The 25,082-nt window shown below is 47.9% G+C and carries 28 protein-coding genes and 1 tRNA gene; 17 read left to right on the forward strand and 12 right to left on the reverse strand.

Translation table 11 applies throughout. The features are described from left to right. Position 1 precedes the first annotated feature (1 nt). Entirely contained in the window at positions 2-331 is a 330-nt protein-coding gene (locus ACP5KC_RS02685) for a hypothetical protein (RefSeq protein ID WP_052884228.1), read from the reverse strand. A gap of 115 nt (positions 332-446) precedes the next feature. Here ACP5KC_RS02685 and ACP5KC_RS02690 point away from each other — a divergent pair, with 115 nt between their 5' ends. Continuing rightward, the gene (locus tag ACP5KC_RS02690) at positions 447-608 is read left to right on the forward strand and encodes a hypothetical protein (RefSeq protein ID WP_191118425.1); all 162 of its coding nucleotides are present in this window, start codon (positions 447-449) and stop codon (positions 606-608) included. 55 nt (positions 609-663) lie between these two features. Here ACP5KC_RS02690 and ACP5KC_RS02695 read toward each other — a convergent pair whose 3' ends face one another. Both ACP5KC_RS02695 and ACP5KC_RS02700 read right to left on the reverse strand, forming a co-directional pair. After that, positions 664-1,263 carry a hypothetical protein gene (locus ACP5KC_RS02695; protein ID WP_052884227.1) on the reverse strand — a complete coding sequence of 200 codons (600 nt, stop codon included), beginning with the start codon at positions 1,261-1,263 and terminating at the stop codon, positions 664-666. 6 nt (positions 1,264-1,269) lie between these two features. Continuing rightward, positions 1,270-1,716, reverse strand: coding sequence for a hypothetical protein (locus ACP5KC_RS02700; protein ID WP_052884226.1), 447 nt, complete (start codon positions 1,714-1,716; stop codon positions 1,270-1,272). A gap of 59 nt (positions 1,717-1,775) precedes the next feature. On the opposite strand from ACP5KC_RS02700, the gene ACP5KC_RS02705 reads away from it, so the two are divergent. From ACP5KC_RS02705 to ACP5KC_RS02715, 3 genes are all read left to right on the forward strand, one after another. After that, entirely contained in the window at positions 1,776-2,516 is a 741-nt protein-coding gene (locus tag ACP5KC_RS02705) for a DUF2208 domain-containing protein (RefSeq protein ID WP_052884225.1), read from the forward strand. Between the two features lie 108 nt (positions 2,517-2,624). Further along, positions 2,625-2,716, forward strand: a tRNA-Gly gene (locus ACP5KC_RS02710). A 212-nt stretch (positions 2,717-2,928) separates the two neighbouring features. Continuing rightward, on the forward strand, positions 2,929-3,234 hold the full coding sequence (locus ACP5KC_RS02715; protein WP_191118424.1) for a winged helix-turn-helix domain-containing protein: 306 nt from the start codon (positions 2,929-2,931) through the stop codon (positions 3,232-3,234). Positions 3,235-3,285: 51 nt separating this feature from the next. On the opposite strand, the gene ACP5KC_RS02720 is transcribed toward ACP5KC_RS02715, so the two are convergent. Then, the gene (locus tag ACP5KC_RS02720; RefSeq protein WP_428286805.1) at positions 3,286-4,044 is read right to left on the reverse strand and encodes an MBL fold metallo-hydrolase; all 759 of its coding nucleotides are present in this window, start codon (positions 4,042-4,044) and stop codon (positions 3,286-3,288) included. Positions 4,045-4,175: 131 nt separating this feature from the next. Here ACP5KC_RS02720 and ACP5KC_RS02725 point away from each other — a divergent pair, with 131 nt between their 5' ends. The 5 genes from ACP5KC_RS02725 (at position 4,176) to ACP5KC_RS02745 (ending at position 8,483) form a co-directional block, all read left to right on the forward strand. Beyond that, entirely contained in the window at positions 4,176-5,609 is a 1,434-nt protein-coding gene (locus ACP5KC_RS02725; protein ID WP_428286806.1) for an FAD-dependent oxidoreductase, read from the forward strand. Further along, positions 5,593-6,069, forward strand: a complete 477-nt coding sequence (locus ACP5KC_RS02730; RefSeq protein WP_052884215.1) for a 4Fe-4S binding protein — start codon at positions 5,593-5,595, stop codon at positions 6,067-6,069. The genes ACP5KC_RS02725 and ACP5KC_RS02730 overlap by 17 nt, the downstream gene beginning before the upstream one ends. Beyond that, positions 6,039-6,338: a (2Fe-2S)-binding protein gene (locus ACP5KC_RS02735; protein WP_052884214.1), complete on the forward strand. Its 300-nt coding sequence runs from the start codon at positions 6,039-6,041 to the stop codon at positions 6,336-6,338. The genes ACP5KC_RS02730 and ACP5KC_RS02735 overlap by 31 nt, the downstream gene beginning before the upstream one ends. Then, positions 6,328-7,461, forward strand: coding sequence for an NAD(P)/FAD-dependent oxidoreductase (locus tag ACP5KC_RS02740; protein WP_273433440.1), 1,134 nt, complete (start codon positions 6,328-6,330; stop codon positions 7,459-7,461). Before ACP5KC_RS02735 ends, ACP5KC_RS02740 begins: the two co-directional genes overlap by 11 nt. A 65-nt stretch (positions 7,462-7,526) precedes the next feature. Continuing rightward, positions 7,527-8,483, forward strand: coding sequence for a DHHA1 domain-containing protein (locus tag ACP5KC_RS02745; RefSeq protein ID WP_428286807.1), 957 nt, complete (start codon positions 7,527-7,529; stop codon positions 8,481-8,483). Between the two features lies 1 nt (position 8,484). On the opposite strand, the gene ACP5KC_RS02750 is transcribed toward ACP5KC_RS02745, so the two are convergent. Beyond that, the gene (locus ACP5KC_RS02750) at positions 8,485-10,146 is read right to left on the reverse strand and encodes a M28 family peptidase (RefSeq protein ID WP_428286808.1); all 1,662 of its coding nucleotides are present in this window, start codon (positions 10,144-10,146) and stop codon (positions 8,485-8,487) included. Between the two features lie 137 nt (positions 10,147-10,283). Here ACP5KC_RS02750 and ACP5KC_RS02755 point away from each other — a divergent pair, with 137 nt between their 5' ends. Further along, positions 10,284-10,472: a hypothetical protein gene (locus ACP5KC_RS02755; protein WP_052884210.1), complete on the forward strand. Its 189-nt coding sequence runs from the start codon at positions 10,284-10,286 to the stop codon at positions 10,470-10,472. Positions 10,473-10,486: 14 nt separating this feature from the next. Here ACP5KC_RS02755 and ACP5KC_RS02760 read toward each other — a convergent pair whose 3' ends face one another. Both ACP5KC_RS02760 and ACP5KC_RS02765 read right to left on the reverse strand, forming a co-directional pair. Then, positions 10,487-10,738 carry a TIGR00304 family membrane protein gene (locus ACP5KC_RS02760; RefSeq protein WP_424740207.1) on the reverse strand — a complete coding sequence of 84 codons (252 nt, stop codon included), beginning with the start codon at positions 10,736-10,738 and terminating at the stop codon, positions 10,487-10,489. Beyond that, positions 10,735-10,983, reverse strand: a complete 249-nt coding sequence (locus ACP5KC_RS02765; RefSeq protein WP_052884208.1) for a TIGR00304 family membrane protein — start codon at positions 10,981-10,983, stop codon at positions 10,735-10,737. The genes ACP5KC_RS02760 and ACP5KC_RS02765 overlap by 4 nt, the downstream gene beginning before the upstream one ends. Between ACP5KC_RS02765 and ACP5KC_RS02770 the strand changes: the two genes are divergently transcribed. Beyond that, positions 10,976-11,530 (forward strand): YkgJ family cysteine cluster protein, encoded by a 555-nt coding sequence (locus ACP5KC_RS02770; RefSeq protein ID WP_428286809.1) that lies wholly within the window; start codon positions 10,976-10,978, stop codon positions 11,528-11,530. The genes ACP5KC_RS02765 and ACP5KC_RS02770 overlap by 8 nt on opposite strands. Here the strand turns inward: ACP5KC_RS02770 and ACP5KC_RS02775 are convergent. Beyond that, positions 11,527-14,193, reverse strand: a complete 2,667-nt coding sequence (locus ACP5KC_RS02775; RefSeq protein WP_273433446.1) for an ATP-dependent helicase — start codon at positions 14,191-14,193, stop codon at positions 11,527-11,529. The genes ACP5KC_RS02770 and ACP5KC_RS02775 overlap by 4 nt on opposite strands. A gap of 184 nt (positions 14,194-14,377) precedes the next feature. Between ACP5KC_RS02775 and ACP5KC_RS02780 the strand changes: the two genes are divergently transcribed. Both ACP5KC_RS02780 and ACP5KC_RS02785 read left to right on the forward strand, forming a co-directional pair. Then, on the forward strand, positions 14,378-14,797 hold the full coding sequence (locus ACP5KC_RS02780) for a hypothetical protein (RefSeq protein WP_052884205.1): 420 nt from the start codon (positions 14,378-14,380) through the stop codon (positions 14,795-14,797). Between the two features lie 26 nt (positions 14,798-14,823). Further along, the gene (locus ACP5KC_RS02785) at positions 14,824-16,149 is read left to right on the forward strand and encodes a RuvB-like helicase (RefSeq protein ID WP_052884204.1); all 1,326 of its coding nucleotides are present in this window, start codon (positions 14,824-14,826) and stop codon (positions 16,147-16,149) included. On the opposite strand, the gene ACP5KC_RS02790 is transcribed toward ACP5KC_RS02785, so the two are convergent. The 3 genes from ACP5KC_RS02790 to ACP5KC_RS02800 are packed head-to-tail and all read right to left on the reverse strand — an operon-like array spanning position 16,142 to position 18,383. Next, positions 16,142-16,564: a hypothetical protein gene (locus tag ACP5KC_RS02790; protein WP_273433447.1), complete on the reverse strand. Its 423-nt coding sequence runs from the start codon at positions 16,562-16,564 to the stop codon at positions 16,142-16,144. The two genes, ACP5KC_RS02785 and ACP5KC_RS02790, sit on opposite strands and share 8 nt — an antisense overlap. A 9-nt stretch (positions 16,565-16,573) precedes the next feature. Continuing rightward, positions 16,574-17,719, reverse strand: coding sequence for a site-2 protease family protein (locus ACP5KC_RS02795; protein WP_052884202.1), 1,146 nt, complete (start codon positions 17,717-17,719; stop codon positions 16,574-16,576). Beyond that, positions 17,685-18,383 (reverse strand): hypothetical protein, encoded by a 699-nt coding sequence (locus ACP5KC_RS02800; protein ID WP_273433448.1) that lies wholly within the window; start codon positions 18,381-18,383, stop codon positions 17,685-17,687. Before ACP5KC_RS02800 ends, ACP5KC_RS02795 begins: the two co-directional genes overlap by 35 nt. 46 nt (positions 18,384-18,429) lie before the next feature. Between ACP5KC_RS02800 and ACP5KC_RS02805 the strand changes: the two genes are divergently transcribed. Beyond that, positions 18,430-20,664 (forward strand): DEAD/DEAH box helicase, encoded by a 2,235-nt coding sequence (locus tag ACP5KC_RS02805; protein ID WP_052884200.1) that lies wholly within the window; start codon positions 18,430-18,432, stop codon positions 20,662-20,664. Here ACP5KC_RS02805 and ACP5KC_RS02810 read toward each other — a convergent pair. Then, positions 20,654-21,202, reverse strand: coding sequence for a methyltransferase (locus ACP5KC_RS02810; RefSeq protein WP_428286810.1), 549 nt, complete (start codon positions 21,200-21,202; stop codon positions 20,654-20,656). The genes ACP5KC_RS02805 and ACP5KC_RS02810 overlap by 11 nt on opposite strands. 112 nt (positions 21,203-21,314) lie before the next feature. Between ACP5KC_RS02810 and asnS the strand changes: the two genes are divergently transcribed. The 3 genes from asnS (at position 21,315) to feoB (ending at position 25,043) form a co-directional block, all read left to right on the forward strand. Further along, entirely contained in the window at positions 21,315-22,604 is a 1,290-nt protein-coding gene (asnS, locus tag ACP5KC_RS02815) for an asparagine--tRNA ligase (RefSeq protein WP_052884910.1), read from the forward strand. 94 nt (positions 22,605-22,698) lie between these two features. Then, entirely contained in the window at positions 22,699-22,938 is a 240-nt protein-coding gene (locus tag ACP5KC_RS02820; RefSeq protein ID WP_052884198.1) for a FeoA family protein, read from the forward strand. Then, complete coding sequence (feoB, locus tag ACP5KC_RS02825) at positions 22,935-25,043, forward strand: ferrous iron transport protein B (protein ID WP_273433451.1); 2,109 nt, start codon at positions 22,935-22,937, stop codon at positions 25,041-25,043. The genes ACP5KC_RS02820 and feoB overlap by 4 nt, the downstream gene beginning before the upstream one ends. Positions 25,044-25,082 lie beyond the last annotated feature (39 nt).

The raw sequence follows: 25,082 nt of genomic DNA on the forward strand, positions 1-25,082 counted from the left end.
GTTAACTTATAAGCAGGCTAACAAGCATAACGATGACATCAAAGTCTGCAGGGTTGATAACCCCTTCAACAGCTACTAAAAGATCTCCCCTCTTGAAAATAAGGACACTTTTGGATCCCTGTTTTAGCGCAAGCCAGGGATCAGAGTAGCCTAAAACCGTTAACGTCGATCTTACATATGCCAGGAGGTCAGATACCTCTACCTTAGGAGGATATTGATAGAGTATTTTATCCGAGTTGAACGCTACGATACGGCTAACACCAAGGCTCTTCAGCGACTTCAACACATCCTCGTCCTCAGCAAAGACTTCAAGCACAGGCTTACTGCTCATCGAAACGCCCCATTACTACCTCAATGCTCTTTAATGAATATTTTCCTATGATACGGGCTTCAAAAGAGAACGATAAAAATATATGCATGAATCTTGGCATGGGAATTGACAGACCATGAAACCTTACGCCTTTAGTGAAGAGGAAGAGGAATGGGACGAGGAAGAATTCGAAGAGGAAGAGGAGGAAGAATTCGAAGACTTCGGTGAAGAGGAGGAATTCCTAGAAGAAGAGGAAGAGGAGGAAGAGTGGGAGGAGGAAGAGGAGGAAGAATTCTAAAATCTTTTTGACCGCGTTAATTATTTTAAATATCGTTGTCTTGTCTTTGTCTCCGTTAACTTTTCCGTTTTTTCTTTTTACTCGAGCGGGTCTTCAAGAACTTTGATCTATTATTTATGTAGATTCCCAGCAAGGTCAAAGCCCCTATGATAGCGAAGACTACAACTATTAGGTGTCCATTCGAGGAAATTGTACTTTCTCCCGTTGGAGCCTCTGATTCTACAGCCGTAATTACAAAGGAGGACAAGCTTGGATCGGCATTATCTGCTATCAAGCTAATCTGAACAGTCGCGTTTTCTTTTCTCAGAAGCTTAACAAAGAATGTGACAGGGACATCTTTCCCGCCAGGAACGGCTCCAAGCCTTACTGTTAGATTACTTCCCCACCTTATTCCATCCGAGGTGAGATTTACATAGCTAGGTCCGAGAACATGTAGAGAAGTATTAATGGCAGGGCTGCTCCCATAGTTATGCACGAGTATTCTCACAGTTCCGGTAGCACCTTGCCTCAACTGTAAAACACTTGGATATACATAGATTACAAGTATTGGTCCTTGCTGAAAGCCTGTCAAGGCTTGGTTGGGGGGAATTAAGGCTAAGGTGATCTCGGTTAATACAACTACTATTAAAAAAAGAATGTGTATGTTATGTCTCATACGCCCCTAACCGCTACAACTCAAAATTAAGGTTTCCCCACCAAATAAAGGATAATCGGGTGGCACCCTCAGCCAGGAGTCATTCTTATAAACGAGTAATGACCAGTTCTTACACTCCGGGACTTTTCCCAAAGACAAGATTGTTAAAGTGTTATTTCTAACCCCGATTGTTACATCGGTTATCCTGGCTATCGCCGTTACAAACGTCTCTCCAGCGTGTACAGGATGATTGTAGAAGCATTCTTTATGATCACTGTGCTTAATGCATACATTTACAAGCACAATTCTCCCAGTATTATTACCTAGGTAGCTGGCCATCGTCTTAATCTCTTCAGTTACTCGGTATATGTCTCTCTGAACACTAATAAGATTATACACGATGGTTGCTGTTATTAAGAGACTCAGAAAGGCTAAGGCAAAGGCTATTCGAGTAATCAGTTGTGTCTCGTCCACAACCTCCTTGAAGTGTTAAAGTATAAAAACATGGATGTAACCTTACTCTGGGTCCGTCTATGAGGCATGCATTACTGCTGCAATACCTGCTAGGATTTGTTCTCATGGTACTTTTCTCCTACATGAACGCACACTACCCTGATAAGACATGGCTCTTTTTCACACTTTACCTGTTAGTTTTTATGGGCATTATCTTCTTCGTAACTGGTAGGCAAGCCCAGAATATCTTTAGAGACCTAGAGGAGGTTAAGAAAGGCGAGATAATATATCAGGCCGATCCGGATCAGAGCCTTAAGCTTCGCGAGAAGGACATGGAGAAGACTCAGGGTGAGCTCGCAGCTCAATTCAAGGTGTCATTGATTCCCATGTTGACGATGATCCTTTTTCTCATGGTTTTTTACATACCTTCCTTTCGACAATTCTTTCAGAACATAGGAAACACACTCACACAGGATCAGAAAATGGCGATGTTCTACTCTTTCCTGGCTATGTACGGCTCATTCTATCTAATCTCGATGATCACTGGCCTCTATACCAGGCGTGTTCAATCTAAAACGGGGACACTTACAATAGCGACAAAATACACAATAACCTCTAGAGGTATTATAGTGGACGACAGGCTTCCAATAAAGTTTCCACTAAAAGGCTCTATCGGCACCGATAACAAGAGGAAGTTCGTAGAGATAACACTAATCCAGCAAGTCATGGGTAGCCAGGTCAAGCAGAGAATAAGGCTTTACACGCCTGAACCCTCAAAGCTTGCCAACCTTCTTAAAGAAAAAGGTATGATGCAAAAGTAACAACTTCAGTCACGAAATTCCCGGCTCAATCCATCTGGGAAGCCTTTGGGTACTCACTCGAAAGAGTCGACAAAAATATAAAAACCCCCAAACCAGAAATAGAAGACGGCGGCCGTAGTCTAGTCTGGTAGGATGGCGGCCTGCCACGCCGCAGAGCCCTGTAGGCGCGGAGAACCCGGGTTCAAATCCCGGCGGCCGCACCTTTTCTCACATTTAACGGGTCTATACAGGATTTTGGCAAAAACTACTCATCTCTATTTATCTGGCTTTCCTCCTTCTATCATAAAAAACGCGGACGAACTCCATTCAAAGAAGCATTCTTAAACAATAATAATCTTGTTCTGAGCGATGCGGAGAATTTATTTGTAGCCTTGCATATTCTTGCGTGTTAAGCTTACCGAGGATGAACAGTATGCCCGACAAGGTCCTAACTCTCCGAGAAGCATTAAGTCATCCTCTAAGGCGGGCAATAGTATCCTGCCTTATCGAGAACCCGGGCCTAAGTGTAAGACAACTAGCCCGTGAGCTAGGCGTTAGTATAGGCTCTCTCTCGGGACACCTTGTTATCCTAGAACGAGTGGGGCTTATCCGGGAAGTGCGCTTATCGAAAAAATTACAGCTCTACGTGAACGAGGAAATGTTGATGCCCAGAACTCTCGATAGGCGGCACGATCTGAGCATAATATGGAGTGAACATGGTGGTCTCTCCTCCGTCTGAGAAATACAAATTGACCCAAAGCCTGGCATCTGTATAAGGCTTCCTTCAAGATTAAAGGAGATCAATTCCACACTTAAGGCTCTCGATCCACTTTAGAGCTTTTTCAACGACATCTTTCCCGCTAAGTATAGCTCCGTGTTGAGGCACAATTGTCTCGATCTCCAAACCCTTTATTCTGTTAAGCCAGGCCTGAATAGCTTTGTTTCCCGCCATGTATCTCTTGTGGAAAGGCTCCATGTATTTGATGTGTCCATCAAAATCCTTGACGAAGTCGTAACCAACCTGATCCGGAAACACTGACGCGAAGAGATCTCCGGAGAACAATATCTTTGAACATGGATCGTATATCTGGTTGTTCCCAGGTGAGTGCAGGAAATGCGCAGGTATTACTTTAAGCTTGCAATTTCCGAGCTCTAGCTCTGTACCCTGCTCCGGGACTAGTAGAAAACGGCTACCCGGCGATACTTCTGGGGGAAACACGTGTGGCACGAAGCGAGCCCAAATCTCAGGGAGCACTATCTTTGCGTTAGGTAACGCCGTATACCAGCTTGAAGCAGCCCCGATTACGTCGGGATCCTGGTGCGAAAAGAAAAGGTACTTTATCTTAGGCGCTGGAACTATGATTGAGACTTCTGCTAAAAGCCTCGAAAAGGTAACCCTACCGCTTGGATCAGCTAAGAGGCCTTCGCCTGAGTCTGCTATAACAATCTGGTTTGCTTGGACGTAGCCTTGTGGTGTCAACTCCCTGAAAACGGTAAATGAGTGTGCATCCTTCGAATATAATGTCAGCATGGTTTCAGATGTTTGCATGTATCTCTGTATTTATAAACTATCATTAGTAATAATCATAATTAAAAAGAAAATGCAAAAGTTAAATTTTATCCTAGATTTTATCCCCTACATCATATATATCTTTTTTTACAGAAAAATTTTTTAAAAGATTGAGTGATATCCTAGCTGTGCGAATCAGGGAACATCCTATACTAGATTTCACCCGGGGTCCCCCTCTAAAATTCACCTTTAACGGAAATATCCTTGAAGGATACCCTAACGAGAGCGTACTCGCTGCGCTATGGGCTAACGGTATAAAAAGTTTAAAGAAGGGAGGTCCCCCTCAAGGCCCTTTTTGCCAGATAGGCTATTGCTCGGGCTGCATGGCGCGGGTAAACGGACGACCCCGTGTTAGGACGTGTCTGGAACCTGTCTCTGAGGGGCTTATCGTTGAGATCGAGGAAGAACCGCTTCCCCCGAAGGTCACACATGAAGCCGAAGAAGGAAAAGCAGAGATAATTGAGACAGACGTGATGGTTGTGGGGAGCGGGCCCGCCGGTATTTCCGCGGCTATAGCTGCTAGAGGGGAAGGATTGAGGGTAGATGTTTTCGAGAGGCACTTCAGGCCGGGTGGACAACTAGTGAAGCAGACACACAAATTCTTCGGCTCAGGCAAGCTTTTTGGTGGTCAGCGGGGTTTCCAGATAGCTCGGAGGCTAATCCAGGATGCTAACTCTCTCGGCGTGAGAATACATACGAGAGCCCCGGTGATAGGGTGGTTCAAGGAGGGCTTTTTCGCTGTGGCGGCTCAAGATAGACTCGTTCTTGTTAAGCCTCGTACTGTTATCGTATCAACGGGTGCCGTTGAGAGGTTTCTGCCATTTCCGGGAAACACGCTTCCCGGTGTAATGGGTGCAGGGGCGGCGCAGACGCTGATGAACGAGTACGGGGTAAAGCCTGGAAACAGGGCAGTGGTGGTCGGTGCCGGGAATGTTGGACTTATTGTGGCGTATCAGCTTCTACAGGCAGGTGTTGAGGTTGCAGCCGTCGTTGAAGTCATGAAAGAGATAGGGGGCTGGCTTGTCCACGCTGCCAAACTCAGGAGGAGGGGTATACCTATACTTACTAGCCACACTGTGGTAAGAGCGGAGGGAAAGAATAGCGTAGAGCGCGTCATCGTATCTCAGGTCAACGATAAATTTGAGCCAATACCGGGTACTGAGAAGGCTTTTGAGGCTGACCTTCTACTCCTAGCCGTGGGTCTCACGCCTGAAGCTAGGCTACTAGCAGAAATGGGTGCTAGAATGGTTTGGACAAGTGAGCTTGGAGGTTATGTTCCATATAGGAACAAATATATGGAGACAAGTATCCCGGGAGTATTTGTTGCAGGTGACGCATCGGGCATAGAGGAGGCGACGACAGCTATACTCACTGGGAGGATCGCCGGATACTCTGCTGCAATCAATATTCTAGGACCACGTGACGAACTTTTAAGGAAAAGAGAGGAGGCCATGCGGGAACTCGAAGCAGCGCGCATGACGCCATTCTCTACCAAAGTTTTGAAGGGAGTAGGTAAGGTGATGCTGAGTGAGCTACAGGCTTAGAGGTTATGCTACGGTTGAAGAGCTACGAGACGCTGGCTTCATCCCACCGGAAGAGCTAGTCGAGTCTAAGGCTATAGCCGTCTCGGAGTGTATTGAGATGATCCCATGCAACGTCTGTCAGTCTGTTTGCCCAGTTAAGGCCATACGTGTCGAAGGTCTCAGTGGGAGACCGAGAATAGACTGGGATAGATGTACGGGCTGCGGTGTATGTGTTGGTTCATGTCCTGGACAGGCCATGTTCATGGTGGGAAGGGCAGGCAATGATTACATAGTAGGACTCCCATACGAGTTCCTGCCACGCGCAGAGAAGGGTAAGCGGGCAGTACTAATGGGCCGAGACGGTCGGGAGCTTGGAGAAGGTGAAATTACGAGAGTTTTTGAAATTAACAAGACTCAGGTTGTATTTGTAAAGGTGCCAAGGGATCTTATATGGGAGGTGAGAAGCATACGGGTGAAGTGAAAGCCTACATATGCATGTGTGAAAAGGTTACTCTCGAGGATGTCGACAAGGCTCTAAAGGAGGGTATAAGGGATCTCGAGTCGCTCAAAAGGAAACTAAGAATAGGGATGGGTCCGTGCCAGGGTAGATTCTGCATCCCCGCGCTCATTTCCTATGTTAGTAGAAAGCTAGGTGTTCCACCCGAGAAGCTTGCCTACCCAATAGTTAGACCACCATTAGAGCCTGTTCCCGCAAAACTCTTCCTGCAGGTGAAGTATGATGAGATATGAGACTATCATAATAGGCGGGGGTATTACGGGCCTGGCTACAGCTTTCAGCCTTGCGAATAAGGGTGCTGGTAAAGTTGTGGTCCTGGAGCGAAACTATCTCGGCTCCGGTTCCACCTTCCGTTCCGCGGGGGGGATCAGGGCGAGCTTTACCAGCAAAGAGCATATAGCACTAATGAAGCGAAGCATCGAGTTATGGGGGAAGCTCGCAAGTGAGCTGAGCATAAAATATGCGAGAAGCGGATATCTCTGGCTCTCCTCAACCGAGAAAGGTTTTGAGAAGCTTAAAGCATACATGAAGTTGCACAACGAGAGCGGGGTTCCTACACGTATAGTGGAGGAGGACTTCGTAAAACAGGTAGCGCCTCACGTGGACACAAGTAGGCTTGTAGGGGCCCTCTTCGACCCTTTAGCCGGGAAGGCCAGTCCATTCGACACTATTTACAAGTTATACGCGGCGGCGAGATCGCTTGGCGTGGAGTTCCGCACGGAGGAAAATGTCGAGGAAATAATAACGCATCAAAGCGTTGTACAGGGTGTTCGCACTTCAAACCAGCGTCTAGAAGCGGAAAACGTGGTCGTAGCTACAGGTGCTTATGTGCACGAGTTACTGAAGCCCTTAAGCGTAGACCCCCACGTGGAACCGATTCCACACTACGCAGCAATAACTGAGGAGTTTGGAAGGCTATTCGACCCGTTAATAATAGACTTTGAGAGTGGTGCTTATGCCGTCCAAACATTTCATGGCAACGTAATCATGGGCGTGGAGACTCCAGAGAAACCCTACTCTAGTCTTGAGGTAAGCATTAAGTTCCTCTACAAGGTTGTAAAAGAGTGGTCTAAGTGGCTCCCCTGGCTTCCCGAAGTAAACATTCTAAGACATTGGCCTGGCTACTATGAGGTTACACCCGACCATCACCCTGTGCTCGGCCCTGTCAACAAGTATGAGGGGCTCTATGTTGCGACCGGCTTCAGCGGACACGGCTTTATGATGGGGCCTGTAACAGGAGAGATTATAGCGAACTGGATACTCAGAGGAGATCCTGGAATTCCCGAGGCTAGGAACCTTACCCTGGAAAGGTTCGAGAGTGGCAAGCTCATCCAGGAGCTAGCGGTTATCGGCTAGAATATCTTCTCAAACAATAAATAACCTTAATAAACGATAAGGCTTGTGTCGTAGGAGAGGTCTCAATGTGGCTCTATCATGGATTATACAGGATATTCTTGATAATTAAGGCTAAGCTCACAAAATCCGAGCTTGCCCTTGTAGATGAGGGAGACCCGGATGGAATTGTCAGCGGCGCCCTCTTCAAGATGAGATTTCCCCGAGGCGTTGTTGTCACAGCATATCCTCCGGAGATTAAGAGTAACTATCTCATAAGAGCTATTCGGTGGGACTTTGTCGCTGATCTTCCCTGCCCTGGTAAGGCCAGGCTGCGGGCTGATCACCATCTTTCAAATACCCCTTGCGCCGCTGTAGAATTCTACGATCCGAATGCTCCCGCCTCTGCTCTCCTGGCCTTAAAAGCGCTTGGACTGGAAGAGAACCCTACGGCTTCAAAACTTGTTAGCCTTGCCGTGGAAACCGATACCGCCCAGATAACGAGCCAGGAAGCCATGGATCTCGAGGCAGCAGTCAAGGGTGCAGACTTCAAGGGGAAGCTTCACCTGATTGAGGTGCTTGCAAAGAAGGGGGTTGATGCACTTAACGATGAGAAGGTTAAAGAGTATATTGAGCGTTACAGGAAGAATAAGAGCAGGACTGAAGAGTTCGCCGCTCTTCTCCAACCGCCTCCAAAGGAGGTTATAGTCTTCTTCAAAAAAGACTACAAGCTTTCCTACCGCTACCTCACAATACTACTCGAGAAATCCGGCGCAGACTTCACATTCATCTTAGTTCCTAAGGGCCTTTTCAGGTACCGTGTATATGCTGGGGCTAAGCCTGAATCCAGCTATAACGCTGCCAGCATTGTCGAGCCGCTCGGCGGTGGGGGCCATAAGTTCGCGGCTGGGGCTACTTTTAGGTCTATCAGTTCCGCTAAAGCATTAAAAAAAGTTTTGCCTCTCCTGAAACAGGCGCTCGGACGCGACTCTATAGATATAATAGTAGTTGAAGATGATGGCTTAAAGAAGACAACCCTCTCGTAGCTTATCTCTTCAGATTCTCTATCATGCCCACGAGACGCTCAACATCCTCCTCGACTATTTTTTCCAATACCATGTAAGTATGCCTAAGGAATTCGGGCTTGGTGAGAGGTCTTCCATAGAAAACGGGCTCTACAGAAGCCAGGGTCTCCTCGTAACCCGGTATTCTTCGTAAGCCCCTCATATTTGTCACCTCCTCGGGGCTCCTAACTCCTGAAAGAATGTCATGGAGCAAAAGTAGATCATCGATGGCATCCGTATATGTAGGATAGAAGACGACGCTATCCTTGAAAACTCTGTCATATCTTCCCCAAAACATAGGGCGTGTCAGCAAGCGTCTAATTGTTCGGGCCTCACTCTCACTCTCTACTTTAAGTCCTTTAACCAAGTCCAAGGCTTTGCGGGCGCTTGGGAGAAAGGACACCTTTTCTAAACTTGCTGAGATGCTTCTTATAAGCTCTTCATACTTAAACGCCTTTACACCCCGCTTAATGAGCTCTGATGCAACGTGCTCTAAAAGCTTAAAAGCTCTCTCAGTAGACTCCCAATCCACTGTATCGGCAACGTCGAGGTCTGTATGATAAACAGGAATAATTTCGGGGAAAGTGTGAAAGGTCATAGCAGGGAGTCCTTTAAGTGCGAAACTTAGACTGTCAAAGAGGACTTGATCAGAACACACAGTGGCAACACTACCCATAGAGTCTGTAAGCCAGGCCTGGATATCCGGCGACGAGGCTGAGATTCTTAGAGAAGATCCACCCAGCGTGTCTACGTTGAGAAGTACACCGAACTCCTCTAGAAGCCCATTCTTTTCAAGAAACTCGGCGAAAACACGCGATCCCCATGTCCAGTACCATGGACTGAAGCTGGGTGCACCAGACTCCTCAGAGCCGAAGATTATATACCCCGCCCTCTCTCTGAACAAATTGGCTGCGTGAAGCACAAAGCCAACTCCTAGAACGTTGTCACGAAAACCTGTTAGCCACTTGTCAACATGCGCCGAAAATACAGGTCCCCTCAGGTTTCCTGCGTATATAACCGCGCTTCTACCGCTTGGATCTATTCGAGTCTCTACCTTCAAGAAGAGCTTCCTATGCTCTCTTGCCAGCTTTAGGATGCGAAGTCCGTCCTCGAGAGTAACTGCTACCGCCGGTATAGGGGGTGGCGTGCCTGCACTAAACCGGTAATCAGTGTTCAAGGTTAGAACCATCCTTCTAACTCTGGAGGGATAACGATCCATGAAAATCACAGCGTCAGCTCCAGCTCTAACGGCCTGAAGGTATTGCCACTCGACTTCGTCAACCTTGTCGTAAATCTTAATCAACACGATTTTCCCAGTGAGGTCTATAGACGCCCAGTCCTCCTCTAAGATACGGCTTCCAGTATAAACAACCTTTCCCTCGACTTCCCCGCTGAGCGTGTAAGGCATAGCGACAGCCCTTAGCCTAAGATCTCCGGCTGATAGCTCTACGTAATTTTCACGCCATGAGAGGGCCTCAAACTCTAAAACCCTCGCCTCCAAGCCAAGCTCCTCAAAACGTTTCTTTAAATGTTCTATTGCAGCCCGCTCCTCGGGCGTGCCTGCTACAATGTCATAATTGTCCAAGAACTCTGTTTCTCTAATAATGGTCTCCTTGAAATTCACATAGCCGAAAAACGCAGGCAATGGATAAGCTTATCGTTCCATGCATAAACAAGGTTATCAAATGGACAGCTGCACGGAAATCAAAAGTATAACACATAGACCGCAGCTAGAGTATTGATAGAACACGTTATATTTCAGAGCTCCCAATATTAATCCCGATGAAGAGAGTGAATGAGAAAATCCGAATAGCCCTAGACAATATAGATGAAGCTATTAATCTACTCCGCGAGATCGCACGTGAAGATAGAAAGATCGCTGCAGCTCTAGAGGATATTATTTACTATCTGGAGGAGGCTGGAGAGGCGCTCAACACCATATTAGAGCAGAGCTATGAGGCTGAAAAGTAGAGTAGTGGCCGACTTTATTTTTCTTCTTCAACATACAGTGGGAGTATGTAGCCTAAAACTAGAATCACTGCGAGCGATACTAGAGAGAGCAGTATTAAGATTAAGGGATTAGAACCAAAGCCTACACAGATAGGTATTGGACCGATAAGTATACAGCCACCGAACGAGGCCCGCGTGTTCTCGGGAAAGGAGAGTAATACGAGGCCTATTATCATGATGAGTATTCCGAGCGTAGAAAGTGTCAGACCAGCTTTGTATTTCTTCATCGCCAAACCACCATTAGCACATATGCTAGAAAAACCATCAGTGTCAAAACCAGTGCAAAAATCATGAGGTCTTTTGCAATAGCCCTGTTTGAGCCAAAGACTATGGGTACCGGCCCTATAATCACCACAGCTCCAGTCTCCACTTTTCCTCCAGTCTCCTTAGATTTCATCTCTATAAACATGAGAAAGAGCCCTACAATGAAAAGGATGAAGCCGAGGAATAACACGTATACCCCTATGTTCATCAGTATATTAACTCCTAAAACTTTTAAAAATCCTTGTTGGTGCGAGTGCGAAGCGCAAGAAATTAGGCCATCCCGTTTGCAAGAATATCCCGTGTTTCAGAGCACAAAGTGCTTAACCTGTGGAAAATGTTGCATGCAAACCGAGATGATCCTAACCGATCAAGACGTTAAACAGATCGAGAAGCTTGGCTACAGTCGCAAATACTTTACGGTATGGGACGGAAAATTCCTAAGACTCAGAAACGAAGGAGGTAGCTGTGTGTTCTACGACAAGGGTACAGGAAAATGTATCATATACCAACATCGCCCCTCAGGCTGCAAACTCTACCCATTAATCTTCGACGAGAATAAGGGTCTACACCTTGATCCCGAGTGTCCGCTTGTAGAGGATTTTGCAAATAGGACAGAAGATCTTCGAGAAGCAGTTAAACTCATGGAGAAGGTTCTCCAGGATCTAGAGAAGGAATATAACTACAAAGTCAAATGGGATCTCTTTTACACCAGCGCTCGAAGACTCCAATCAAACCTGAAAAGCGATACAGGCTAGACACTTTTCTCCTGTAAGAACCGTGAAACCCTTTGCATTACTTGTTGATGGAAGTGTGCGATGAGGGCACGCTTATCCTCCATAAGTACAATATCGCTAAGACCCTCCAAAACTATATTGTAGGCGAAGGGGCTTGGCGTATCAAGGAGAGGCGTCTCAACAATCCTGATCTTCCCGTCTCTTATAGATTCCAGAACCTCTCTTGCATGATTTATATCCATGTAATCCTCGAGTATTTCCCTGTAGGTCTCTTTCAGGACCGGGAAGTCCATCCATCGCTTCACAACCTTGATGAGAGTCAAGGCGTTTACCTGCTGTCTCTGAACACTTATCTCGTATCCTTTATAGTTCCTGAGGATCATCAGCCCCCTTACAGCGACGTGCCTAAACCGTCTCCGCATAAGCTCCGTGTTGAATATAGCCTTTTTCAGTAGATCCTCGACCTCTTCGGGCTTCAACTCGCTGAGGCTAACGGCCGGCTCTACCCCTCTCGGATATATTAGTGCAAAGCCGTTATCGTGAAGAGCTATACCGATGTTGGTTCCGGTCTTCCTGGAGGCTAAGTAGGCTAGTGCGTGGCTGAGAGCATCATTAGTCCTCCTGCCGAATAAAGTGTGGAAAACCTGATGGATTCTTCCATTCTCGTCGCGCCACTTCTCTACAAGAATAGTCTTGTCGCTTGGGTACTCCCTAATTCCGAGCGAACGCAGGAAGTAGTACATCTCCCTAAAGTATCCGATAATCGCCTCGGCTGAGTTATCGTCAACACGGCACTCCCTCTTAAGGTACTTTTTAATCTCTTCCAATGGTTTTCCACTCTCAATCCACTTAAACATCTGTCCTCTGAACTCCGAGATTTTCACCGCGAGGTCGTAGCTGAGGGGTAACATCTCGCTAAACCAGGCGGGAATAGTGGGCTTCTGCTCAAAGGCGGGCTTCACGTAAGCGATCATACCATCGCTTTTAACGAATTCGTACACCTTGCCTCCGAGGACGAACCTGTCGCCGGGCATCAGCCTTTCCAGGAACTCTTCCTCTATGTTTCCCACGTATTTTTTCTCAGTAGTATAAACTTTTACGCTGACCTCGTCGGGGATGGTTCCAACATTCAAGGAGTAAATAACCCTTGCATATTTCCCCCTTCTACCGAAGACGCCCTCCACAGGGTCGAACCATATCTTTCCATAAACTTTATGGCTCTCCAATTCGCTGTATCCTCCGGAGAGATACTTTAATACATTCACGAAGTCGTCGTAGCTGAGTTCATGGAAGCTATAGCTTCTTCTAATTATCCTGTAGGCGTCTTCAACCCTCATCTTCTTCTCGATTGCCATGCCCACTATATGCTGAGCCAGAACGTCGAGAGCGTTTCGCGGAATATGGATTTTGTCGAGGTGATGCCTATAAGCTTCCCGAACCATCACTGCAACCTCAACAAGGTCGTCCCTATCTACACACACCATTATTCCCTTACTTGTCTCGTGAAGCCTGTGCCCGCTGCGCCCAATCCTTTGAAGGCACCTTGTGACCGACTTGGGCGATCCGACCTGTGCGACAACGTCGATATAACCAATATCGATGCCAAGCTCGAGACTCGTGCTGCTCACGATGGCTTTTAGCTCCCCCCGCTTAAGCTTCTCCTCAACGTCCAAGCGAACTCCTCTTGACAGGGAGCTGTGATGTGCGGCTATAGAGTCCTCCGGGAGGTCTTTTCTCTTCCTGGCGAGTTGCTTCAAGTGAAAAACAACGCGTTCGGTGCCGCTACGGGTATTCGTGAATATTAGCGTTGTCCGATGGCGCTTAACTATATCGTAAAGTGTTTCGTACATCCTCTGTGTAACCTCCTGGGAGGGCGTGTATATCAGGTCGGATACAGGCGACACGACCTTCAGGCTTTTACGCTTGGCGTACCTTGCATCAACTATTACACAGTTCCTCGGAGTCCCGTCATCGTCATAACCTGCCAGGAATCTAGCAACATCCTCAAGCGGGTTTATCGTGGCTGAGAGTCCTATTCTCACAAAATCCCGTTCTGTAAGCTCGCGGAGCCTCTCAAGCGATAAAGTCAGGTGTGCACCACGCTTATTCTCGGCTAGGCTGTGGACCTCGTCTACAATCACCCATCTAACTGTTTTAAGCTTCTCGCGGAACTTTGGTGCTACGAGGATGATCGCAAGCGTCTCAGGGGTTGTGATAAGGATATGGGGTGGCTTGCGGAGCATGTTCTGGCGCTGTGTATTCGTTGTGTCGCCTGTTCTAACGACATGTCTTATCTCCGGGAGTTTGATTCCCTTCTTTTCGGCGAGCTCCCTGATCTCTCTTATTGGTTCCTCAAGGTTCCGGTAAATGTCGTTGTTTAATGCTCTTAACGGCGAGACATAGAGGACGTATACGCTGTCCCCAAGCTCACCCCTTAAACCCATCTCGATAAGCTCGCTGATAGCTATAAGGAATGCCGTCAGCGTCTTACCGGTGCCGGTCGGGCTAGATACTAGAACATTGTTGCCCTCGTGAATAGGGATGAGTGCAAGCTTCTGCGGCGGGGTCAGGTCTGGGAATTTGGAGTTAAACCATTCAGCGACGACAGGATTGAGTATCCTTAAAACCTCCTCCTTTGTGTACTCCTTATCAGCGTAAACTAGATTTCTCCTCGACTCAGACACTACACCACACAAGAAAAGGGGGATAAAAACACTTATGGTGGATTAAGGGTCTCGAGGTGTAGGGCTTTGCAGTGTCAGATACCCCAGGACAAGCTCACCAATCGCGCTTGCATGACTTTCATCATCCGATATAAAAAGGCGAGTATCTTTAAATTAGTTTGTTTCAAAGAAAACGTGTAAAGGTATGGTTAGCGAGGTCGTGGCAAGGCGGCGAAACGCGTTCAACGTCGAGAGGAGGCTTGTCAAACTCCTTTCCACAAACCCGGAAAACCACGTCTTCAGAGTACCTGTGAGCGGGGTGGGAGAGCACTTCCCCGATGTTTTTATGGTAAACAATATAGAGGACAGAATCGTGGCTTTTGAAGTTAAGGTTACATCAGGTAAGAAGGTTAAGATCAAGGGTTTCCAGGTTTCAAAGTTATTCCGTTTCCTGGACGCTTTCAAGAGGTACTCAAAGCGAGAAGCTGTCCTAGCTGTATGGTTCTCCTCAGCACAGAAATGGGTTTTCAAGAGAGTTGATTCTCTCTTCAGCGTAGATATGGTAGTCACGGTTGAAGACGAAAGCGATTGGACTCCTAACGTCAGATTGAGAGGAAAGGCTTAAATTATCGCTTCTAAATAAGTTTTTCGATGTCTGCAACGTTTGAACGCGTTGGAACACACAGCCATATAAAAGGACTAGGCGTGCGAAACGGGGAAGTGCTTCCTGTTGGAGACGGGCTTATAGGCCAGACAGAAGCCCGAAAGGCAGCCTGGCTCGTCGTTCAACTTATAAGATCAGGTAAAATGGCTGGCAGGGCTATACTTCTCGTCGGCCCTCCCGGTACAGGAAAAACGGCTATAGCTGTGGCCATCGCTAGGGAACTAGGCCCCGAAACGCCCTTCATGGCCCTGACTGGTAGCGAGGTTTACTCTGCCGAGCTCAAGAAAACAGAGGTCTTGATGCAAGCGATGAGGAAATCGATAGGAGTCAGAATTCGTGAGAGACGGTGGGTCTATGAGGGCGTGCTAGAGAAGCTTGATGTGCGGTATGATCGTCATCCCCTAAACCCATACACCCAGGTCCCAGTCGGCGGCTCGATAACTCTCAAGACTGAGAAAGAAACACGTAACCTGAGGGTGGACTCTAACATAATCTACCAGATTCTCCAAAAGGGCATAACAGAGGGGGACGTGATATGGATTGACGAGGAGACGGGCAGGGTCTCACGCGCGGGGAGAGCCAAGGGATATGGGGAGTTCGATGTCCAGCCAAAGGACATCGTTGAAGTGCCGAGTGGACCGATATACAAGGAGAAGGAGTTCGTGTACACCCTGACCCTCCACGACCTGGATGTGATGGAGAGCCGCAGCGACAGTATACTTTCGATCTTCTTCGGAGCTCCATCCCAGAAAGAGATACCTCCAGATGCCAGAGCACGTGTTGACAAGACTGTCAAGGAGTGGGTTGAAGCTAAAAAGGCAGAGCTCGTACCAGGAGTTCTCTTCATAGACGATGCGCACATGTTGGACATAGAGACATATAGTTTTCTCTCGCGAGCAATGGAGAGCGAGCTCAGCCCTATAATTATACTGGCAACTAACCGTGGCTACACAAGGATAAGGGGCACAGACATAGAGGCGCCACACGGTATGCCTCTAGACCTTCTAGACAGGCTACTCATTATCAGAACGCGACCCTACACTCCAGATGAGATTCGCGAGATAATAAAAGTTAGGGCGCGAGAGGAGGGAGTGGAGCTCGAGGCTGACGCACTTGAAGAGCTAGTGAAACTTGGAGCTGAGAAAAGCCTGAGGTATGCGACGCAACTGCTCTCCCCAGCTCTGCTCTATGCTAAACAGAATGGGAGGGAAAAAGTATCTAGGGAAGACGTAGCCGAGGTTTCTAGATTGTTCATAAGCACGGCCGAGTCTTCGAGCTATCTTAAAGAGCTAGAGGAGAAAATGCTCAGGTAATCTTTCTACCAAGAGTAGATATTTCTCCCTTAAATGAGAAGAGTGTTAGTATCATAACAACCTGGCCGAGATCAACTATGGGGGGACTTGCTCCGGTAAAGTATACGAGAGGGTAGAGACGTACACTGAGATAATGCGACAAGATAAACAAATGCCAGTAGTGGAAAACTGTGAAGGAGATCGCCGAGCCTAGGAAAAACATTTTTAACCAGTAGTATTTCTCAGTGTATATTGCGCCACTTATCAACCATAGTATTAATGAGACGACAACCCCCCTCCATGGCACGTACCATGCAAAGCTAGGGGGCACCAAATACGCGCTTAAGAAATTCTCAATGGGGACGAAGGTGAAAATAGAGGCTATGAGTGCAGGCATCACTATTGGGAGAATATCTTCAACATTATCTATTTTCATACGAACCCCTTACGGAAACGGTACAAGTCCATAAAAGTTTGTTGAAAACGCGATGTTCAGGACGACGATAAGTGCTGTGTAAATTGTTATGCTGAAAGCAAGCTTCTTGGCCTTCTCAGCTGAAAACATTTTCTCCAGCAACGCCTGGAGAATCCGTCCGCCGTCTAGAGGTATGGCAGGAAGCATGTTTATAATAGCTACGCTTGAAGTAAGAACTAAACACCAGTATAGAACATTGTAGAGAAGAGGATTATTCACTGCCTGCTGGATCTGAACACCCAGGAAGCCCCTAGAGGTGTTTCCGGGACGTGGAGCCAAGATTACTTCAATGCTCTTAATTTCATTCCCTCTCTTGACTGTGAGAAGAACCGCCTCGCCGGGCTTTGTGGTCTCCATTACTCTTGTGAAGTCCTGAAGCGTATTTGTCGGGACTCCATTAACTGCAATCACCACGTCGTTGGGCTCCAGTATTCCTTGAGCTGGATAGCCAGGTATTGTTGAAGCAATAAGGACTCCTGTGGGCTGGATTAGTAGAGAGGTTAGGAGAGCGAAAACGATGAAGGACGCCAGGTTTGCCGAGCTGCCCGACGAGAGGACTCTCAGTTTCGCACGCAGGCTTGCACTACCAAGTTTTTCCTCATCAATCTCAGCAAAGCCACCGGGGAAGACCAGGGCAAGGAAGAGTCCTGTAGACTTCAAGGGTAGTCCTTCAGCTGAAGCGGCAAACGCGTGGGCCAGTTCATGCGGTACTATTGTTAAGAAGACGGCGATGAGAAAGTATGGGAGAGCATCCAAGCCCAGAGTAACCCCCGGTATGATAGGCGCTACGGGGCTAGCCGCTTCGGGACGGATAAAAAAGCTGACAAGATTTGCATGGAAATAAAAAAGTCCAAAGATCATCAAGCCTATCCCTATGATCGTCGAGACATCCCCTAAGAGACGTATCAGCTTGGGATGCCTACCTGCAAAGGAAACTATAATCGTGTTGAGTCTCCTGGTCTTGAGCAGTATGACTGCCCCCTCCAGACTAATTCCAAGCTTCTCAAGGGCCTGTGGCTTTAACCTTTGGACAATTATTATTCCCGCATAAATGAATAGTATGGCTCCGAGATATACTGCGTTATTTATAGAAACTAAAATCTGACTGGACGCCACATCCGCTTACCTCGTAGCCGAAATCGATCATATTAATCCCATCTAAAATTATTTTTCGGGCATCCATGCTGACGCTGTGCAGGGGCATAACTAGCTGTAACCCTTTTCCCTTTAGCTTTCTTAAGAAAGACAAGTTTACGTTATCCCTTGTCGAGATGTTTAAGCCCCCGATAAGTCCCCAGATCCTTCCAAGTCGCAGCAGGCTTGAACCAAAGGTTCTCCGCAAGCCGTGAACGCTGCACCCGAGGAAAACCACCCATCCCTTACGTGTCATTAAGGCGAGTCCCTGCTCGTTCCAGTGGGTGTCTCCATGAAGCACATATGCTCCCTCGACTCCCGGTAAGGGGGTTAACCCTCTTTTTGATGCGTGTGCGAGAGGAGGGCTAGGGATAACGTGTACAGCTTCCCGGAATTTGTCTAAGGCTCCTATGTGATGCCAGTGCGGCATGCTTCCAAATATTAGATCGGGCTTGAGTTGCACGCCAAGAGTTTCAGCGTTCTTAAAAAGGATCTTTGAGTCTGGCCCCGTGTCGAAGAGAATACGCTTGAAAACGCCCTTGTCATCCCTAGTCACAATATATATCGAGAGACCGTGTAAGGGTAGTAGATCCTCAACAGAGGGTATGTCGTCGACAAGTACGTCTATGTGGATTTCCTCTATCATTAGACTCGTGCGGGATTTATAACTCCCCCAAAGCTATTTAATTTATGTGTCTGCTAGTGATCTGCTCGAAGAGATAAGGAGTGACGAGGGGCACAGAGTAGTCTACGAGTATTACGAGGATGCAAGAGAGCCCGAAGTAGGCTCCAAGGTTGAAGAGGTTATAAATGAGCCTGTGCTCGTAGAGGCTTTAAAGCGGCGAGGAATTTACAGATTTTATAGGTTCCAGGAGGAGGCTATCAGGAAAATAAGAGAAGGAAGGAACGTCTTCATAGTTGCTGGCACCGGTGTTGGGAAGACCGAGGCATTTCTAATGCCTGTCTTAGAGAAACTCATACATGAGGATGAAATACTAGGAGTTCTTGTATATCCGACAAAGGCGCTTGCAAGGGACCAGTTAGAGAGAATAGAGTTCTATATAGGCGGGATATTTGGTTTCAGGTCAAGCGTTTTTGATGGTGACACGCCAGAGGAAGAAAGAAGGAGAATGCTAGAATATCCCCCAAAGCTTATCGTCACAAACCCTGACATGCTCCACCTAACTCTTCACTCTACGCCCGATTACAAAGAGCTGTTTCGGAGGACACGTTTCGTAGTCATGGATGACTCACATATTTACAGCGGTGTCTTCGGCTCCCATGTCCACTACGTGCTTCGAAGGTTCAAGAGGATACTCAGTTCCACGCCACTGTTCATAGGAGCCTCAGCCACCATAGGCAACCCGGGTGAATTCGCTGAAAAGCTTTTCGGCGAGGCCGTGGAAGTAGTTCAAGCCGGCCGCACGCGGAAAGCACCAATCTATCACCTAATGCTAGCACCTCGTTCAAGGTCGAAGACCTCAGAGGTTCTCTGGCTCTTGAAAAAGCTTACAGAGAGGGGTTTGAGGACGTTGGTGTTTGTTGACAGTCACAGGATAGCGGAGTCGCTTTCAATTCAGGCGTCAAGCATGGGAATCAGGGCCGCCGTCCATAGGGCTGGCTTGCTCCCCAAAGAGAGGAGAAAGGTTGAGTCTCAGCTAAAAAGCGGGTTACTCGACGCACTGGTTGCAACTCCTACCCTCGAGCTAGGCATAGATGTCGGTGAGCTCGATGCAGCTATCCTATATGGTGTTCCACCTACCTTCTCGAAGTATCTTCAACGAGCAGGCCGCGTGGGAAGAAGGCATAAGACCGGGTATGTCTTTCTAGTCTTGGGCAATGACCCCATAAGCTCGTATTATGAGAGAAATCCACAGGAATTCTATGGTCAGGCTCCCGATCCAGTATTCCTAGAGCCAGTGAACTATGAGGTGATGAAGACGCACCTTATAGCCATGGCCCTCGACAGTCCTCTGAAGCTTGAAGAGTTATACCCGTCTGAAAAACAACAGCTGGAGGAGCTTCTGAGGATGGGTTATCTAAAAATTGCGAGAGACGGGTTTATCCGTGCCACAAGGCTTGGGATAAGGTTTCTACGAGAGCACGAGAACCTTAGGGGTGTGGGCGAGCAGGTCAAGATATACAGCGACACGGGTAAACTCATCGGGTTCCGGGAAAAACAGATGGCAATCAAAGAACTTTTTCCTGGAGCCATATACCTCCACTCCGGAAGGAGCTTTCTATCCCTGCGCTTTGAGGGTGGAAAAGTGATCGTTAAACCACTCCCAAAGAGTATACCACCTGTGACCACCTCCCCCCTCTACTATACGCTACCCGAGGAGGGAGCTGTACATCAGGAGGGGGAGGTTATGGGCGTGAAGATTTACTACCTCGACCTAACCGTCACGGATGTAGTCTACGGATATGTTACAAAGACGTTTCCAGAGGGGCAAACGATAAACCAGCGGCTACTAGACAAGGAGCTCGAATATCGCTTCTCTACCAAAGGCATCCTCCTCGAGTTTCCCGCTGTATCCGACTGGAGCGAGCTCCAAAACGCCGAGGCCTTCCACGCAGTTGAACACGCGCTCATATATGCTGGGCAACTGGTTCTAGGCGCGGCTCCAACAGACATGGGTGGTATAAGCTTTCCCTCGGGGCACATCTACATCTATGACGCTTTCCCAGGCGGCTCAGGGGTAACCAAGGCCCTCTACTCGAGGATGGAGCACGTCATAAGGAAAGCCTACGATATCGTTTCAAGGTGTACTTGTGAGGACGGCTGTCCACGCTGCATATTTTCACCCTATTGTGGAAACAACAACAGGATACTTTCAAGGAGAAGGGCCGCCCGGATACTAGGCGAAACCCTTGAATTAAAGCTTATATCATCTCATAGGACGAGAAGCGGAAAGCCTATCGTCTAGACGCAAAGACGTAGACCCTGTCCCCAAGACCACTAGCCTCGAGGATTATTCTTCCCCTAGCTTTAAGCCTCAGCCCAGTCGAAAGATCGCTGAGAGTATAAAAGACCAGTCCGCCACGCTTGGACACTCTAAAACAGTCCCTTATCATTCTTATAGCTGTCTTAAGGTCGCGGCCTCCTGCAAAGGGAAGATCCAGTTGATCCCTCAAGTCATATGGTAGAAAGGGCGGATTCGTGTAACAGAGCTCGGCCGAGTTATCCCTTATACAGCTTCCGGAGTCACAGACGATGAAGTCTGTTTTCGAGTAGACTCTGTTTAAGATGGAGTTTACGCGTGCCGCTTTGATGCATTCGTCGCTGATGTCCGTGCCTATAAAGTATTCTGTATCACTGCTCAACGCCATTGCTATAAGCAGGCTTCCAGGACCACAACCTATCTCGACGACCACTCTCTTAAACCCTGCCAGGCTCCCCAGTACTTTTAGTAATGCCTCCGTACTAATAGTGTGGATCGGGGGGAAGCATGTCTTAGGCGCCATGATTTCTGCTCCATGGAAGAGGAGTCTTCTTGACCGTCGCGTGTACAAACGGAGCAAAGTTTTAGTAATTAATGTGAATAGGGATTCCCGTATAGTAGAGGCTGGGGTGGGCATGTCGCAGGTTATACCTGTTCGAGAGGCTTTAAAACTTAGCCAGGGGGAAGAGGTCACTGTTAGAGGCTGGGTTTACAGGCGCCGCGATCTCGGCGACAAGGCCTTCGTCGTAGTTAGGGACTCAACCGGCATAATTCAGGCTGTGTTCTCGCCCTCAGCCCGCGGACATGATGCTGCGCGGAGAGTCACGGTTGAAAGCTCGGTCATTGTTTCTGGACGTCTACGGGATGATCCAAGGGCTCCAGGAGGAAAGGAAATCCAGGGGGAAAACTTGGAGATAGTGAGTCTTGCCGATAACTTTCCCATTAGAAGGGATGCGTCCAGGGAGTTTCTACTAGAGGTCAGACACCTCGCGGTAAGGTCGAGGAAGCTCACCGCGGTTCTAAAGATAAGGGATACCGCGTTCGCCGCGTTACATGAATGGTTTAGAACTAATGGCTACTATGAGGTTCAAGCACCGATGTTCGTATCAGCTGCTGTTGAGGGTGGCGCAACCCTCTTCCCCGTCAAATATGTGGATGGCTCCACGGTATATCTTACCCAGTCCTCGCAATTTTACCTGGAGGCGTTGATATTCTCCTTGGAAAAGGTCTACACGGTTGCTCCCTCATTCAGAGCTGAGAAGTCCAGGACCAGGCGCCACCTAACAGAGTACTGGCACGCCGAGGCCGAAGCGGCTTGGATGGGCCTGGAGGGTATTCTAAAGGTGGAAGAAGAGCTTATTTCGCACATCGTAAGGAGAGTATTGGAGAAGAACCATGATGAGCTTACATTCTTGGGCAGGGATTTGAGCAGGCTTAAGCTTGTCGAACCGCCTTTTCCAAGAATCAGTTATGACAAGGCGATCGAGATTCTCCAGAATAAGGGTGTAGGGATAAAGTGGGGAGACGACCTGGGAGCAGACGAGGAGAGAGTCCTTACAATGGAGTTTGATAAACCGTTCTTTCTCTACGGCTTCCCGGAATCGGTAAAGGCTTTCTACCATAAGAATGACCCTTCGCGGCCCAGCGTCACGCTCTCGGCAGACTTGCTTGCGCCCGAGGGCTACGGCGAGATAATCGGGGGCGGGGAAAGGATAGATAAGCTTGAAGAGCTCGTAGAAAAGATAAAACGTTTTGGGCTTAACCCCTCAGACTATGAGTGGTATCTCGACCTGCGCAGGTATGGCTCTGTTCCACACGCAGGGTTTGGGCTTGGTATGGATAGACTGGTTATGTGGATAGCAGGGCTAGACCATATAGTTGACTCGCTCCCGTTCCCAAGAACAACGTCACGGACATATCCTTAAGACTTTCTGGTTCACCTAATAGAGCGTTCTTATGTATTTTCACAGTGATTTAAAAATTTAAAAACAACCCTGCTGTCTAACCTCTTGCGTGATTATGGCGCTGTCTAACAGAATACCCTTACTCTTCGCTAAGCCTGGCTCTCGTGTGAAGGTTATCAGTTTTGAAGGAGGAAGAGGTTCGATGCGTAGACTCTTTGAGCTTGGAGTTGTTCCGGGAGAGGAACTAAGAGTTGTTTTCAACAATGCAGGTCCGATAGTTGTAGAACGCTCTGGGACGAGGATAGCCATAGGAAGGGGTCTTGCAGCACGCATCATCGTTGAGGTGATAGAATGAGTAATCCCAGCAGAGCGCGGGAAATAGTAGTGGCACTAGCTGGGTCTCCCAACGTGGGCAAGAGCACTCTTTTTAACATTCTTGTTGGTGCTAACAGGTTCGTTGGTAACTGGCCTGGGAAGACCGTAGACAAATATGAGGGTTTCTTCGAACACATGGGGTACAGGATCAGGGTCGTCGACCTTCCGGGAACGTACAGTCTAAATGCTTTAACTGAGGAGGAGGCGATAGCCCGAGATTATATCGTAAGCGAAAAGCCTGACGTCATTGTCGTGGTTGCCAATGCCGTGTCATTGGAAACTTCTCTCTATCTCGCCGTTCAAACCCTAGAGCTTTATGACAAAGTTATAGTCGCAATAAACAAGATCGATGCTGCCTCTCGGCGTGGCATACATATTAATACTGAGAAGATTAGCCGCAGGCTAGGGGTCCCAGTAGTAGCGATATCGGCACTGAAAAGGGAAGGCATCCATGAGTTAACAGACTATATTATACAGGTAGCCGAAGGCAAGTACCCCTCCCGAAAACTAAGCCTTGACTATGGTGGGCTCGGCTACTATGCTAAGGACCTCGTTGAAGCTCTAAGCGCGTGCAAGGAGATGAGCCGATATCCTTTACAATGGGCAGCGCTCCGTTTGCTGGAAGGAGATGTTGAGCTCGAACAGCTAATTAAAAAGACGGGCTGCTCTTCCCTCCAAGTCCTGGTTGAGGAGACTAGGAAAAAGATCGAGCAGGATCTAGGGGATCCCGCTGCTCTCATCACGGCGAGCGTTAGGTATGATTTTATAGGAAAGCTAGTCGCTGAGAGCGTGACCTATACTAGTGTAGCTGGGCGAGAGTTCACGGAGAACCTGGACAAGATATTTTTACATCCTCTAGCTGGCCCACTAGCTTCTTTACTTCTAATATTTGCTGTGCTAGTTCTCGTATTATCCGTGAACACAGGCTTTCCAATAAAGCAGATACTAGAGCTCACCGGTAACGAGGAACTTGCACAATTATTTGAGACGTATACTCTGTCAAGCATATTATCATCCCTCTTTGACACGGTCAGCCAGTTCGTTTCAGATTTTATGACTAGTCATGGAGCCCCTCCCTACTTGATCTCATTGATTACTGAGGGGATAATAGGCGGTGTAGGCGCTGTTTTAACTTTCCTCCCATTGATCTTCATAGTGTTCGTGGCATTTGGATTCCTGGAAGACACGGGGCTTATGGCTAGGATTGCGACGGTCTACCATGGCCTTATGAGTCGCCTTGGCGCTTCCGGGAAAGCACTTATGCCTTTGTTGCTCGGCTTTGGCTGTAACGTTCCTGCCATAATGGGCACCAAAATACTTGACACCGACAAAGAGAAGATTCTCGTCTCAATGATAGCCCCCCTCATTCCATGCCAGGCTCGCCTGGTTATTCTACTCTTTTTGGCATCTGCGATCCCGGCTACTTCTACTGCTAAGATAATAGCAGTACTGGCGGTTTACGCTTACTCCCTTCTCCTTGTAGCAGTCGCAGCAAAGATAGCTTCAAGGTTGATGGGGGGAGGTGCAAAAACGGAGCTTATTCTTGAGTTGCCCCCGTATCATAGGCCTAGCTTGAAAGTCATATGGTGGTATGCTTGGGATAATACTCTACACTTCCTGAAAAAGGCTGGAACGATAATCTTCATGCTTACAATCCTCGTTTGGGCACTCCTACATACCGGGCCTCAAGGTTACGTACAAGAGGCCACCGATTCTTATGCTCGATCAATAGGAGAAGCAATAACTCCCCTTACTTCTCTTATAGGAATCCAATCGTGGCAAATATCCCTCGCCCTCATAACGGGTTTTATCGCGAAAGAAGCAGTGGCTTCAACCCTGATAGTAATGACGGGGGCTACAAACCCATCCGAAGCTGTTCAGTCCCTTGCACTAACCCCTGCACAGCTGGCTAGCCTCATGATCTTTACAACCGTTTACACGCCATGCCTGGCCACGGTCTCAGCCTTTCATGCACAGTTTCGCGACAGAAGGCTGACGTTAATCCTAGTACTTTATACGCTCATTATAGGAACTTTATCAGCCTCACTTGTATACCACCTATTAAGCCTGGTGATGCCCGGTTGAACACCCAAGTTTTATGGGTGGGAGGGTGGAAAGAGAATA

Source organism: Infirmifilum sp. (genome assembly GCF_049970975.1).
Classification (GTDB): domain Archaea; phylum Thermoproteota; class Thermoprotei; order Thermofilales; family Thermofilaceae; genus Thermofilum; species Thermofilum uzonense.

Bases quoted from the DNA above. Each gene is read 5' to 3' on its own strand.
- ACP5KC_RS02685 (WP_052884228.1), bottom strand. From the start codon at position 331: ATGAGCAGTAAGCCTGTGCTTGAAGTCTTTGCTGAGGACGAGGATGTG.
- ACP5KC_RS02690 (WP_191118425.1), top strand. From the start codon at position 447: ATGAAACCTTACGCCTTTAGTGAAGAGGAAGAGGAATGGGACGAGGAA.
- ACP5KC_RS02695 (WP_052884227.1), bottom strand. From the start codon at position 1,263: ATGAGACATAACATACACATTCTTTTTTTAATAGTAGTTGTATTAACC.
- ACP5KC_RS02705 (WP_052884225.1), top strand. From the start codon at position 1,776: ATGAGGCATGCATTACTGCTGCAATACCTGCTAGGATTTGTTCTCATG.
- ACP5KC_RS02715 (WP_191118424.1), top strand. From the start codon at position 2,929: ATGCCCGACAAGGTCCTAACTCTCCGAGAAGCATTAAGTCATCCTCTA.
- ACP5KC_RS02720 (WP_428286805.1), bottom strand. From the start codon at position 4,044: ATGCAAACATCTGAAACCATGCTGACATTATATTCGAAGGATGCACAC.
- ACP5KC_RS02735 (WP_052884214.1), top strand. From the start codon at position 6,039: ATGGGAGGTGAGAAGCATACGGGTGAAGTGAAAGCCTACATATGCATG.
- ACP5KC_RS02740 (WP_273433440.1), top strand. From the start codon at position 6,328: ATGAGATATGAGACTATCATAATAGGCGGGGGTATTACGGGCCTGGCT.
- ACP5KC_RS02745 (WP_428286807.1), top strand. From the start codon at position 7,527: ATGTGGCTCTATCATGGATTATACAGGATATTCTTGATAATTAAGGCT.
- ACP5KC_RS02755 (WP_052884210.1), top strand. From the start codon at position 10,284: ATGAAGAGAGTGAATGAGAAAATCCGAATAGCCCTAGACAATATAGAT.
- ACP5KC_RS02760 (WP_424740207.1), bottom strand. From the start codon at position 10,738: ATGAAGAAATACAAAGCTGGTCTGACACTTTCTACGCTCGGAATACTC.
- ACP5KC_RS02770 (WP_428286809.1), top strand. From the start codon at position 10,976: ATGTTCATCAGTATATTAACTCCTAAAACTTTTAAAAATCCTTGTTGG.
- ACP5KC_RS02765 (WP_052884208.1), bottom strand. From the start codon at position 10,983: ATGAACATAGGGGTATACGTGTTATTCCTCGGCTTCATCCTTTTCATT.
- ACP5KC_RS02780 (WP_052884205.1), top strand. From the start codon at position 14,378: ATGGTTAGCGAGGTCGTGGCAAGGCGGCGAAACGCGTTCAACGTCGAG.
- ACP5KC_RS02785 (WP_052884204.1), top strand. From the start codon at position 14,824: ATGTCTGCAACGTTTGAACGCGTTGGAACACACAGCCATATAAAAGGA.
- ACP5KC_RS02790 (WP_273433447.1), bottom strand. From the start codon at position 16,564: ATGAAAATAGATAATGTTGAAGATATTCTCCCAATAGTGATGCCTGCA.
- ACP5KC_RS02800 (WP_273433448.1), bottom strand. From the start codon at position 18,383: ATGATAGAGGAAATCCACATAGACGTACTTGTCGACGACATACCCTCT.
- ACP5KC_RS02810 (WP_428286810.1), bottom strand. From the start codon at position 21,202: ATGGCGCCTAAGACATGCTTCCCCCCGATCCACACTATTAGTACGGAG.
- asnS (WP_052884910.1), top strand. From the start codon at position 21,315: ATGTCGCAGGTTATACCTGTTCGAGAGGCTTTAAAACTTAGCCAGGGG.
- ACP5KC_RS02820 (WP_052884198.1), top strand. From the start codon at position 22,699: ATGGCGCTGTCTAACAGAATACCCTTACTCTTCGCTAAGCCTGGCTCT.
- feoB (WP_273433451.1), top strand. From the start codon at position 22,935: ATGAGTAATCCCAGCAGAGCGCGGGAAATAGTAGTGGCACTAGCTGGG.